Here is an 11,864-nt window from a genome sequence, read left to right as displayed (position 1 = left end):
ACCAGTCGGCAGTTTTTCTTGTGATTAAAATTCTAGTAGTTATAGGTTTGTGTAGTTGTATCAAATTCAAGAACAGGAATGACTTTACTTCGGTCAACTGTTCCGTCTATAAAGTAGTGGTTGTACTTATCAAAGAAAATTTTTCCTAAATATTCTTCATTGTGTGCAATTTGAGAAGAGCCAACATGTCCTGAAATAATATCCTTAAAGAATTTCCCAGTTGTAACAGGGAATTTATTGGTAAACATTTTAGGGTCAGTACCCTCTTTCCAAAAAATCCCAGCTTCTTCATCAACCCCAGCATGCACAAAGATTTGCCAATCCGTTTCAATATATCTTTGGTCTTGGAATTTACATTTAAACCAATCTATTAAGGGAGTAAATTTTGGATTAGATTTAATTTCATCTCGGATAGTCTTTTCAAACTGGTTAGGATTCCTCTGTAATAGGAGGGTCAATTCATCTAGGGAAAAGAAACTTTTAATGGTTTCAGGAGAACATTCGGGGCTTATATCTTCCGTAATGAGCCAGTGATAGAACCATTCATCATGGTTTCCTAAAAGCGTTTTGACTTGATTAGGATATTTAGATTCCAGTTCTCGAATCGTTTCAAGCACTTGATAGGAGTAATTCCCGTTATCTACATAGTCCCCTAAAAGAAACAATCGATTCTCGGAGTTAGTTAAATCTACTTTTTCAAAGGCAGTTAAAAATTCATCAAGATATCCATGGATATCACTTATAGCATAGTAAATCGCCATTATTTTTTCTCCATTACGCTTTTTAGTTTATTTAAAGTATCAGTTAAGGGAATAACAGAAAATTCTTTAATTTCAGAGTCAAGAACGATTCATCAACTAGGGTTGTTTTAGTTATATCATCACTCTTTTACTAAATCTAGTATTTGTTCAATACTGATAGGGGTAAAATCAATCATATCAGCTCCAACGTTGATTGCTCGTTTTCCCAAAATTTGTTTGAAATAGTCTGTTCTGTTATTATGAACATGTCCATATAGGTGGATAGAGTTATGAAAATAGGAATCCCATTCTAATATTGGATAGTGGAATAAAATGAATTTTCTCTTTTGGTAATGAAGTGTATGATAATCTTTAATCCATTCAAATAAGTTTTGGTCAAAATCAGGAGAATCAAGATAATGTTCATGGTTTCCTTTGATTAGGAACTTCCTTCCTTTTAGAGATTGTAAAATTTCATTAGCCTGTTTAGCATTTCCTCGATATAGAAAATCCCCAAGGATATAGACGTCATCGTTATCAGTTACAATCTGATTCCAATTATCAATAAGTTTTTGGTTCATATCCTCAATAGTTGAGAAAGGGCGATTACAGAACTTTATAACATTTTCATGATGGAAATGAGTATCAGCGATAAAGTAAATCATTAATAACCTCTATTATCTAGCGTTAATAGCATATGTGTAAACTAAGTAATTGGCAAAATCTCCAATGCGCTTTCGGTCATCTAGAAATTTTTCATACCAGCTACAATGTATAACCACTTTAAAGTTATTTAGCTACTGGTAAAATGTCAGAACAGGTAAACCATAGATTACCATTAAATTGACCAACATTTAGGTCTTTAAGTACAACTTCACGAGTTTTATTCTTCGACATTTCATCGGCAGAAATAGTAGGAGAGGTAGTGTTTACCTTCACTTGAATCATTTCCATAAAGAAATCGCTAGATTCATCTTGAATAGAGATATTCACACGATAAGCAGAAAGTTTTTGTGTTTCACGGTCAAGCACTTCTGAGAGCCCTTTTACTGCAAGAAACTTATTACCAAGTAATTCAGGTTTCAAAAAATCATTCAGTTTCATAATAAATTATTCCTTTCTTTGTCACCGCAAGCGGTGAGGAACAAATAGATATGCTGAAAATCTATCGAATTTAAGCATAATCTATCTGTTAAAATTAGGGGTTAGATATATTTTTGTAGTTCTGCTATAAAATCAAATTCTTTTGGGTTTAAATAAGGACTTTCCCAGTATTCAGCAGATTCTTTTCCAGAACCCTGCATGTAGAGATAGCCAGCACCTTTTACTTCAATAGGCTGTTTTGCAGGTGGTGTAGCAGTTCCAAAGACCATGCGATAGCCCTCGGAAGAGTTTGCTCCTAGGGTTATGCGTAATCCTAGGTTATCTCTAAGGTCGGTATTTAGTGTATCGGCATTAACCTGTTGAGCAGATACAAGGATAAAAATGCCTGACTGTCTTCCGAGTAAAATAATTTGTTTAATTCCGTCCATAACTTCATTTATAGTCTCTTTTGACTTTTTATCTGTGCCAGAGGCTTGGAAAGCTCCCATCTCATCGAAAATTAGCCAAGTCATATTGAATCCATGGTCAGTAAAGTTTGAGCCATACCTAAAGTTTTCTCTCATGTATTCATATCGCCTATTCATTTCTTCAACGGTTAATCGGACGATTCTAGCAATATTATTAAGAGAGGTAGCAACTCTATCCTGACCTAGATAGTGAGATAAACTCCCAAGGTCAGAATTTTTTGGATCTGCTATGTATAGTTCTGATTTCCGTTTCAAAAATTCTAGTAGTAAGTAAGAAATTAGGATAGACTTTCCTGAACCAGTTCCACCAGCAATTAAAATATGTGGGCATTCTACTGGATTGTAAACTACCCCATAGCCTAAATCTATGCTAATAGGATTAGTAGGTTGTTCATTTAACTTAGATGTTTGAAGTCTAGTAGGACGAACAGTAAAGAAATGATATTCCACTATGCTAGGTCGGATTATTTTGGTTTCAAGAGGGAGATCAAGTAGGGCAGATAATTCAACATCTAGGGATTCTAATTTTTTGCTGTAACTATCCCCTTGTTTGATAGCTACTATAATTAGTTTGTTATCGGACTGTTTCCAACTCATTATGGCAGAGGAGGTAATTACCCATTTATCTCCTATTTTTTCTTCCTTAAAGAGGCTATTAGAACGTAAAAAATAAAGTAACAAATCTCTTAGCTGAAATCTATTTTTTACCCAGTGTTCTAGCTTGTAAGTAAACCAAGCTAACAAAGAGAGTAGCAGCATGGGGATAAGTTTACTAAATGAAATAGCACTTAATAAATTTAAAAATGAAATTACTAAAAACAGATAAACTAAGTATTTTAGGCACTTGGCATAAAAGACCCAGTTTATATTTCTTTGGGTTAGGCTGATTGTGGGTTCTCGATTATGATTAAAAAACAACATATTGCTCTCCTATCTTTCATCTTTAAAGAGGACTACAAGTAATTTGTGGTCAGAGAAATTAGGTATAGTTTGTGAAGAAAAGTAATCTTGTACCTTTAAGTTAGAAATAATATAATCTAATTTAACTTTCTTTCCATCCTTTCTAATATGAGTAAATAAATTTTGAATATCAGAAAATTCGTATTTAGAGTACCAAGGTTCATAGTCTTTGACTAGGTTTTTAAAATCTTGTACAGTATCTAAGAAATCAACTGCAAAGTCAAAATGATTCAGATTAAAATTAAAATCTCCGAGGTATACAACTTTATTTGAAGAACTTAATTTAGAGTCCATTTCTTTAGTAAGACGAGTAAGTGTTTCCTTGGACTGTTTATCATTTTTTGACAGCCCCGATTTAACATATAGAGATACCACTTCTAATTCATTACTTTTAATTCGACATTCTCTGATATCACAAGACTTTCCATGAAACATTACTTTATTTACAATTTTTGCATCACACAAAGAAAAATCCTTTGCAATGTTTTCTTCAACTAATATACAGGTTCCGAGACTTGTTTTATAACAAGATTTATTAAGAGTGCATGATTTAGGTGTAAAGATTTTATAATTAACCTTATTGATTTCTTTATATAAATCCTGATTGAATTTTCGAAGGTCAACTATATGAACTTCTGTCAGAGAGATGACATTGGGTCTAATATTCATCTTTCTTAGTTCAGAAGATAGTTTTTCAAAATTATAACCTGCATAATTTTGAAAGTCGGTAGATTTATGCTTATCATTCACCTTTTTCCCTTGGATATTAAAAGTTGCAATAGTTAGACCTTGTTTTTGAGAGACTGTAAAACTCATTATTTTTCTCCTTTAAGCGATTCTAATTAGTGCTCCGCTATCTGCGAAGGTATCAATAGTAATGTACCCTGTTTCTGAAAAACTAGGTTCAACAAAGTTATGGACGTAAGCGAGTACCGAGTTATCATCTGAAAGCATTTCTTCTTCCCATTCCCCCAATAGCTTTTCCCCATTTAAATCAGAGGTTGGTAGGCTAACGTAAAGTAAAGCAAGTGAATTACCAGTTTCAATAACGTGATAAACCAGTTTGTTTCTTCTTTCTTCAAACTCCCTGACTACATTCTCATATTCAGGGTTGTATGAGATAGTGTCGATACTGCCAATTATTCCTCCAGCAGTTAAATAAGAGTAGTAGAGCCTATCTTCTGAAAAATATTTCCTAATGTTAGGATTTAATTTTCCTTGAAAGCGCTCTTCCATTTGTTGAAGGCGACGTAATGCTTCTTGTTTTGCGATAGCAATATTAGATTTCATAGAAGTTTCTTTCTGGGGTACAAAACCCGAAAAATTATTTACAATGATAGTATAACAAGAAAAGTTCCTTTTGTAAATGATTTTAGTGTACAAAATAAAAATAAAATAAAAAATCGAATGCTATTTAACATTCGACTGGATATTATATTTAGATTTTAATAATATATTTTCTAGTTTTTCGTGATTTATTGGAGCAACTAATTCTTTTAACTCTTTTTCTAAAATTTGAAATTCTTCGTCAAGTGACCTAGATGCACTAATTTTGTATTTCTCGTTCATATTCAATAATAGTGCAGCTTTGCATATTAATCTTACTGTTACACCGATAGTCACTGAGCGGGTAGGTAGGTATTTTGGAAGTTCTAATTTCAGGTCACGTATTGCTCTATTAACAGAATCACTAATTTCAGCTTTTATCTTGGTACCATATCCTTGCTTGTACTCTAAATCATTAAGTGGTATAGAGTGCTTATCTTCATAAATATCAAGCCAGTTAGTAACTGCTTGAGATTCTTCAAATGCTCTAGTTATTATTAGTCCTCTAGTGATATTTCCCGAGGTATCCTTAGAGTATAGTTCTTCAAGTAATGTAAGATATAATAAACATTCACTAGAAACTCTGACTTGAAATTCCATTATTAAACTTCTCCTTTTTGTAACATTGTATCATGTACCCTAAAATTATTCAAATATCAGAACAGATAGCAATTGAGTATCAGGCTTAATACTCATAAAATACTCAACTTCGGTAGAATTATACAGAATTTTAGGTACAAGCGATTTAATTTTAAACGCTTTGAATTTAGACTAATACCAATGCTAAACAAGATTATAGAAGTATCTTCCTATTATATATCCTATTCAGCAAACAAAGCTTAATTAGAGTTTGCTAATTAGTTAAAAAGAACACCGTGAGGTGTTCTTTTTAGTTTCTTTAAGATCGGATACTGTTTATGATATTAACATAGGGATATAATGTTAATATGTATAAGGGTAGATAGGGTTAGAAGAGAATCGTTTAAAATAAATCAGAAAAATTCCTTGCACTTCATACCTTCCTGTGATATAATTTTAAGGTATGTGGTGCTAGCACATCCGTTAAAATACTACGTAGGAGGAAAATAATAATGGCTAAAGTATGTTACTTTACAGGTCGTAAAACTGTTTCAGGAAACAACCGTTCACACGCGATGAACAAAACAAAACGTGCAGTTAAACCAAACCTTCAAAAAGTTACTGTCCTTATCGATGGTAAACCTAAAAAAGTTTGGGCTTCAGCTCGTGCGCTTAAATCAGGTAAAGTTGAACGCGTTTAATTTTATCTCGACAGCCTCAGGGCTGTTTTTTTTGTCTAAAATTTGAAGTTTCAAAGAAATACCTCTATATTTTTTACAAGAGCCTAGGAATATGATAAAATAAACTGATAAAAACTTTTTGAGGTAGTAATTATGACTGTAAAAATTAATACAAAAGATGGTCAAATTGAACTATCAGATGACGTTATTGCAACAGTTGTCGGAGGTTCAGCAACGGAAATTTTTGGCGTTGTAGGTATGGCAAGTAAAAGTACAATCAAGGATAACTTCCAAGCCCTCTTGCGCAAAGAAAACTACGCAAAAGGTGTTGTCGTAAAATCAACTGAAGCCGGTATTTCTGTAGATGTCTACACAGTTATGTCTTACGGTGTCAAAATCAGTGAAGTTTCTAAAAATATTCAAGAGCGCGTTAAGTTTAACCTTGAGAGCCAACTCGGTATTACTGCTGATATGGTTAATGTTTACGTGCAAAATATCAAAGTTGTGGGAGAAGATTAGTGTCAAATATTACAACAAGTTTATTCCAAGAGATGGTGCAGGCAGCTGCGACACGTCTTGGAAAACAAGCTGAGTATGTAAACTCGCTTAATGTCTTTCCTGTGCCAGATGGTGATACAGGGACAAATATGGGAATGACTATGGACAATGGAGCAAAAGAGGTTGCTGACAAGCCTGCGAATACCGTTGGTGAAGTTGGTCAAATTCTTTCAAAAGGTCTTTTGATGGGAGCTCGTGGTAACTCAGGTGTTATTACATCACAATTGTTCCGTGGTTTTGGTCAATCCATTAAAGAGTTAGAAGAACTTGATGGAAAGGCGCTTGCTAATGCTTTTCAATCTGGAGTTGAGGTAGCTTATAAAGCTGTGATGAAGCCTGTTGAGGGAACGATTTTAACCGTTTCACGTGGTGCTGCAACAGCTGCTCTTAAAAAAGCTGAAGAAACAAATGATGCTACTGAGGTTATGCGTGCAGCTCTCGATGGAGCAAAAGCAGCTCTTGCTAAAACTCCAGATATGCTTCCAGTTTTGAAGGAAGTTGGCGTTGTTGATTCAGGTGGTCAAGGTCTTGTCTTTATCTATGAAGGCTTCCTTTCAGCTCTTACAGGTGAGTATATCGCTTCTGAAGACTTCAAAGCCACACCAGCTAATATGTCTGAGATGATTAATGCAGAGCATCACAAGTCAGTGGTTGGTCATGTGGCAACAGAAGATATTACATTTGGCTATTGTACAGAAATCATGGTGGCCCTTAAACAAGGTCCTACCTATGTCAAAGAATTTAACTATGAAGAATTTCAAGGATACTTGAGTGGGCTTGGAGATTCACTTCTTGTTGTTAATGACGATGAAATTGTTAAGGTTCACGTCCATACAGAAGATCCAGGTCTTGTCATGCAAGAAGGTCTGAAATATGGCTCACTTGTTAAAGTCAAAGTTGATAATATGCGTGGACAGCATGAGGCACAGGTTGAGAAAGTAGCTGCTGAAGAAGCAGCTAAGGAAGCAAAAGATTTCGCTCTGATTGCTGTTGTTGCTGGAGAAGGCTTGTCAGAAATCTTCCAATCACAAGGTGTTGACTATGTGATTTCAGGTGGTCAGACAATGAATCCATCGACAGAAGATATTGTCAAAGCTATTGAAACTGTCAATGCTAAGAATGTTATCATTTTGCCAAATAACAAAAACATCTTTATGGCAGCCCAATCAGCTGCAGAAGTTGTTGAAGTTAATGCAGCTGTTGTCGAAACTCGTACGGTACCGCAAGGGTTTACAAGTCTTCTTGCTTTTGATCCAAGTAAGTCTTTAGAGGAGAACATAGAAGCGATGACGGCAATCTTAGGTGATGTTGTCAGCGGAAGTGTAACGCTTGCTGTTCGTGATACAACCATTGATGGACTTGAAATTCACGAAAATGATATTCTTGGTATGGTTGATGGTAAGATTCTTGTGTCAACACCAGATATGGAAGAGGCTTTGAAAGCAACCTTTGCTAAAATGATCGACGAAGACAGTGAGATTGTCTCTATTTATGTCGGTGAGGAAGGTAGCCAAGAATTGGCAGAAAGCCTAGCAGAATATTTAGAAGAAACTTATGAAGATGTAGAAGTTGATGTTCATCAAGGAGATCAACCCGTCTATCCATACTTGATGAGTGTCGAGTAGTAGATGAATCGCCTTAGCTTGCCTTGCTAGGGTGTTTTTTTGTGTATAGGCCTGACTTGCAAGACTATTTGGTGTTTAAGACCAGATTAATGGATGTTGTAAGATATTTGAGATATCGTAACAGGAGGAAGTGAGTACAATCAGCTATATTATCAATGTAGAGAACTGGATTATTGTTAGACCTAAACTTTGACTAAAGGTATTTTTATTTTATAGAGAAGACTCTTATCGGAATCTGACATGAAATGATAGATAATCCAAAATGTAAGCGCAAACACTTTAAAAATATACTTGCTTTATATTTTTAAAGTGTTATTATAGTAATAAGCTATTTGAATTTTTCGAAAATTTGAAAAATACATGAAAAGGAGGTCCTTGTGAAAAAAATTGAATTAAAGAAATCGACGTCAGGTGCAGATTTGGTTTTAGATACACTGCATAGTTTAGGCGTCTCTACCATTTTTGGTTATCCGGGTGGTGCTGTCTTGCCACTTTACGATGCTATTTATAGACATGATGAGATTAAGCATATCTTAGCTCGTCATGAGCAAGGTGCTCTCCATGAAGCAGAAGGTTTTGCAAAATCAACTGGTGAGATTGGTGTTGCGTTGGTGACAAGTGGTCCCGGTGCGACAAATGCTATCACGGGAATCGCCGATGCAATGAGTGATAGTGTTCCTATGCTAGTCTTTACAGGTCAGGTTGCAACAGCGGGTATTGGTAAGGATGCCTTCCAAGAAGCTGATATTATCGGTATTACAATGCCGATAACAAAATATAACTACCAAGTGAGAGAGACTGCAGATATTCCTCGCATTATTACTGAAGCGATTCATATTGCCACAACAGGACGTCCTGGTCCAGTGGTGATTGATATTCCAAAAGATATCACTGAGAAGAAAGTTTCTTCTATCTATGATCCTAGTTTGAATGTGCCAGGTTACCAACCTACGGTTGTTCCTAACGCTCTTCAAGTGACTAAGATTTTGGATCAGTTGAAAAAATCGAAAAAACCATTGGTTTTAGCTGGTGGGGGAGTCAACTATGCCGGAGCTTCCAAAGAGTTGATTACCTTTGCGGAGCGCTATAACATTCCTGTTGTCTCTACTTTGTTGAGCTTGGGTGTTATGCCTATTGGTCATAAGTTATCACTAGGTATGGGTGGTATGCATGGGTCATACGCTGCCAATATGGCTTTGACAGATGCAGACTTTATCATCAATTTTGGATCACGTTTCGCAGATCGTTTGACTGGTAATCCAAAGACCTTTGCGAAACATGCTAAAGTCGCTCACGTGGATATTGACCCAGCTGAAATTGGTAAGGTTGTTAAGACTGAAATCCCTGTGGTTGGTGATGCTAAAGAAGCTCTGCAAATTTTGTTAGATGCTGAAGTCGTTAAGACACGCCACGACAAGTGGACTGAGGAAGTACTAGCTAATAATGAAAAAGCACCACTTTCTTACGACTTTAGTACAGACATTATCAAACCTCAGCACGCTATTGAGACTATCGGTAAGATTACTAAAGGTGAAGCTATTGTCGTTACTGACGTCGGTCAGCACCAAATGTGGGCAGCTCAGTTCTATCCTTATAAGAATGAACGTCAGTTGATTACATCTGGTGGTTTGGGAACTATGGGATTTGGTATTCCAGCAGCAGTTGGAGCTAAGTTAGCTAATCCAGATAAAGAGGTTGTTCTTTTTGTCGGTGATGGTGGTTTCCAGATGACTAACCAAGAGTTAGCAATCCTAAATGGCTACCGCGTTCCAATTAAGGTTGTCTTGATCAACAATCATTCCCTTGGAATGGTTCGTCAATGGCAAGAGTCTTTCTACGATGAACATCGTAGTGAGTCAACTTTTGATGCAGAGCCTAATTTCCAATTGATGGCAGAAGCTTACGGAATTGCTCACTATCAGTTCTCTGATCCAAATACTTTGGAAGAGGATTTGAGGGTGATTACAGAGAATAGACCAATGTTGATTGAATTGAACATCTCCAATCGTGAACATGTTTATCCAATGGTACCAACAGGTCGATCAAATAGTGAAATGTTAGGGGTGAAGTTTAATGCGTAGAATGTTGACAGCTAAACTCCAAAACTCTACTGGAGTTCTAAATCGTTTCACTGGAGTCTTGTCTCGTCGTCAGGTTAATATCGAGTCTATCTCGGTAGGGGCTTCTGATGATCCAAATATTTCACGTATCACGATTATTATCGAAGTAGATTCGTATGAAGAGGTCGAACAAATTATCAAACAACTGAATCGTTTGATTGATGTTGTTAGAGTTCGTGATATCACAGATATTCCTCATCTTGAGCGTGAAGTCATCTTGGTTAAACTTTCAGCACCAACAAGCAAGCGTGCAGAAATTTTGGCTGTTATTCAGCCTTTCCGTGCTAGCGTTGTTGATGTTGCTCCAAAATCCATTACCATTCAGGTAACTGGTGATGCTGATAAGATTGAGGCACTACTTCGTGTGATCAAGCCTTACGGTATTCAAAATATTGCCCGTACGGGCTCAACAGGTTTCTCAAGAGATTTCTCTTAAGATCCTTTCAAACTTTGTTAAACATAGCCTAAAAAGGCAGAAATAAATATTAGAAAAGAGATATATTACTATGGCAGTAACAATGGAATACGAAAAAGACGTTAAAGTAGCCGCTCTTGACGGTAAAAAAATCGCCGTAATTGGTTACGGATCACAAGGTCACGCTCACGCTCAAAACTTGCGTGATTCAGGTCAAGATGTTATTATCGGTGTTCGTGCTGGTAAGTCATTTGATAAAGCAAAAGAAGATGGTTTTGAAACTTTTGAAGTAGCTGACGCTGTTAAACAAGCTGACGTTGTTATGATCTTGGCACCAGACGAAATCCAAGCTGATCTTTACTCATCAGAAATTGCTCCAAACCTTAAAGATGGTGCTGCACTTGGTTTTGCACATGGTTTCAACATCTTGTTCGAGTACATCAAAGCTCCTGAAACTGTTGATGTCTTCATGTGTGCTCCTAAAGGTCCTGGTCACCTTGTACGTCGTACTTACACAGAAGGTTTTGGTGTTCCAGCACTTTACGCTGTTTACCAAGATGCAACAGGTAACGCTAAAGACATTGCTATGTCATGGTCTAAAGGTGTTGGTTCAGCACGTGTAGGTCTTCTTGAAACTACATTTAAAGAAGAAACTGAAGAAGATTTGTTCGGTGAACAAGCAGTTCTTTGTGGTGGTTTGACTGCGCTTATCGAAGCAGGTTTCGAAGTGCTTACTGAAGCAGGTTATGCTCCTGAATTGGCTTACTTCGAAGTTCTTCACGAAATGAAATTGATCGTTGACCTTATCTATGAAGGTGGCTTCAAGAAAATGCGTCAATCAATTTCAAATACTGCTGAATTCGGTGACTATGTTTCAGGTCCACGCGTGATCACAGAACAAGTTAAAGAAAATATGAAAGCAGTTCTTGCTGACATCCAATCAGGTAAATTCGCTGAAGAATTCGTTAACGACTACAAAGCAGGTCGTCCACGTCTTGAAGCATACCGTAAAGAAGCAGCTGAACTTGAAATCGAAAAAGTTGGTGCAGAACTTCGTAAAGCAATGCCATTTGTTGGTCAAAACGATGATGATGCATTCAAAATCTATAACTAATTAGTCGTAATAATAGGATTATCCCTATTTTACTTCTGTAAAAGTAAAATGATTAAAAACGTAAGATGTTATCTAGCATCTTAGGCTCTTCGTCAACTGTAGTGGGTTGACTTATAATCAGCAGCGAGAGAGAATCAGATTGGTTCTCTCTTTTTGCATGTTTAAAGCGATGAGAA

The 11,864-nt window shown here is 36.2% G+C and carries 13 protein-coding genes; 6 read left to right on the top strand and 7 right to left on the bottom strand.

Annotated features, from left to right (window positions below):
• Positions 1-32: 32 nt before the first annotated feature.
• From JOC31_RS03640 to JOC31_RS03610, 7 genes are all read right to left on the bottom strand, one after another.
• Positions 33-761, bottom strand: coding sequence for a metallophosphoesterase (locus tag JOC31_RS03640; RefSeq protein WP_205010111.1), 729 nt, complete (start codon positions 759-761; stop codon positions 33-35).
• A gap of 119 nt (positions 762-880) precedes the next feature.
• Positions 881-1,405: a metallophosphoesterase gene (locus JOC31_RS03635; protein WP_205010110.1), complete on the bottom strand. Its 525-nt coding sequence runs from the start codon at positions 1,403-1,405 to the stop codon at positions 881-883.
• Between the two features lie 124 nt (positions 1,406-1,529).
• Positions 1,530-1,844, bottom strand: a complete 315-nt coding sequence (locus tag JOC31_RS03630) for a hypothetical protein (RefSeq protein ID WP_205010109.1) — start codon at positions 1,842-1,844, stop codon at positions 1,530-1,532.
• A gap of 101 nt (positions 1,845-1,945) precedes the next feature.
• Positions 1,946-3,232, bottom strand: a complete 1,287-nt coding sequence (locus JOC31_RS03625) for a type IV secretory system conjugative DNA transfer family protein (RefSeq protein ID WP_205016822.1) — start codon at positions 3,230-3,232, stop codon at positions 1,946-1,948.
• A 9-nt stretch (positions 3,233-3,241) separates the two neighbouring features.
• Positions 3,242-4,087: an exonuclease/endonuclease/phosphatase family protein gene (locus JOC31_RS03620; RefSeq protein ID WP_205010462.1), complete on the bottom strand. Its 846-nt coding sequence runs from the start codon at positions 4,085-4,087 to the stop codon at positions 3,242-3,244.
• Positions 4,088-4,099: 12 nt separating this feature from the next.
• A complete protein-coding gene (locus JOC31_RS03615) occupies positions 4,100-4,561 on the bottom strand; it encodes a hypothetical protein (RefSeq protein WP_205016821.1) in 462 nt (153 codons plus the stop codon).
• 120 nt (positions 4,562-4,681) lie between these two features.
• Entirely contained in the window at positions 4,682-5,197 is a 516-nt protein-coding gene (locus tag JOC31_RS03610) for a hypothetical protein (RefSeq protein ID WP_205016820.1), read from the bottom strand.
• A 491-nt stretch (positions 5,198-5,688) separates the two neighbouring features.
• Between JOC31_RS03610 and rpmB the strand changes: the two genes are divergently transcribed.
• From rpmB to ilvC, 6 genes are all read left to right on the top strand, one after another.
• The gene (rpmB, locus tag JOC31_RS03605) at positions 5,689-5,877 is read left to right on the top strand and encodes a 50S ribosomal protein L28 (RefSeq protein WP_006146171.1); all 189 of its coding nucleotides are present in this window, start codon (positions 5,689-5,691) and stop codon (positions 5,875-5,877) included.
• A gap of 132 nt (positions 5,878-6,009) precedes the next feature.
• The gene (locus tag JOC31_RS03600) at positions 6,010-6,375 is read left to right on the top strand and encodes an Asp23/Gls24 family envelope stress response protein (protein WP_205016819.1); all 366 of its coding nucleotides are present in this window, start codon (positions 6,010-6,012) and stop codon (positions 6,373-6,375) included.
• Complete coding sequence (locus JOC31_RS03595) at positions 6,375-8,039, top strand: DAK2 domain-containing protein (protein WP_205016818.1); 1,665 nt, start codon at positions 6,375-6,377, stop codon at positions 8,037-8,039. Before JOC31_RS03600 ends, JOC31_RS03595 begins: the two co-directional genes overlap by 1 nt.
• 377 nt (positions 8,040-8,416) lie before the next feature.
• Positions 8,417-10,120, top strand: coding sequence for an acetolactate synthase large subunit (locus tag JOC31_RS03590; RefSeq protein ID WP_205016817.1), 1,704 nt, complete (start codon positions 8,417-8,419; stop codon positions 10,118-10,120).
• Positions 10,113-10,595: an acetolactate synthase small subunit gene (gene ilvN, locus JOC31_RS03585; RefSeq protein ID WP_205016816.1), complete on the top strand. Its 483-nt coding sequence runs from the start codon at positions 10,113-10,115 to the stop codon at positions 10,593-10,595. The genes JOC31_RS03590 and ilvN overlap by 8 nt, the downstream gene beginning before the upstream one ends.
• A gap of 70 nt (positions 10,596-10,665) precedes the next feature.
• Positions 10,666-11,688 (top strand): ketol-acid reductoisomerase, encoded by a 1,023-nt coding sequence (gene ilvC / locus JOC31_RS03580; RefSeq protein ID WP_205016815.1) that lies wholly within the window; start codon positions 10,666-10,668, stop codon positions 11,686-11,688.
• Positions 11,689-11,864: the final 176 nt, after the last annotated feature.

The organism is Streptococcus saliviloxodontae, from assembly GCF_016908655.1.
Taxonomy (GTDB): Bacteria; Bacillota; Bacilli; order Lactobacillales; family Streptococcaceae; genus Streptococcus; species Streptococcus saliviloxodontae.
Note: the sequence above shows the minus strand (reverse complement) of the source record. Positions and strands in the feature narration are given on the sequence as shown.

Bases quoted from the DNA above. Each gene is read 5' to 3' on its own strand.
- JOC31_RS03640 (WP_205010111.1), bottom strand. From the start codon at position 761: ATGGCGATTTACTATGCTATAAGTGATATCCATGGATATCTTGATGAA.
- JOC31_RS03635 (WP_205010110.1), bottom strand. From the start codon at position 1,405: ATGATTTACTTTATCGCTGATACTCATTTCCATCATGAAAATGTTATA.
- JOC31_RS03630 (WP_205010109.1), bottom strand. From the start codon at position 1,844: ATGAAACTGAATGATTTTTTGAAACCTGAATTACTTGGTAATAAGTTT.
- JOC31_RS03625 (WP_205016822.1), bottom strand. From the start codon at position 3,232: ATGTTGTTTTTTAATCATAATCGAGAACCCACAATCAGCCTAACCCAA.
- JOC31_RS03620 (WP_205010462.1), bottom strand. From the start codon at position 4,087: ATGAGTTTTACAGTCTCTCAAAAACAAGGTCTAACTATTGCAACTTTT.
- JOC31_RS03615 (WP_205016821.1), bottom strand. From the start codon at position 4,561: ATGAAATCTAATATTGCTATCGCAAAACAAGAAGCATTACGTCGCCTT.
- JOC31_RS03610 (WP_205016820.1), bottom strand. From the start codon at position 5,197: ATGGAATTTCAAGTCAGAGTTTCTAGTGAATGTTTATTATATCTTACA.
- rpmB (WP_006146171.1), top strand. From the start codon at position 5,689: ATGGCTAAAGTATGTTACTTTACAGGTCGTAAAACTGTTTCAGGAAAC.
- JOC31_RS03600 (WP_205016819.1), top strand. From the start codon at position 6,010: ATGACTGTAAAAATTAATACAAAAGATGGTCAAATTGAACTATCAGAT.
- ilvN (WP_205016816.1), top strand. From the start codon at position 10,113: ATGCGTAGAATGTTGACAGCTAAACTCCAAAACTCTACTGGAGTTCTA.
- ilvC (WP_205016815.1), top strand. From the start codon at position 10,666: ATGGCAGTAACAATGGAATACGAAAAAGACGTTAAAGTAGCCGCTCTT.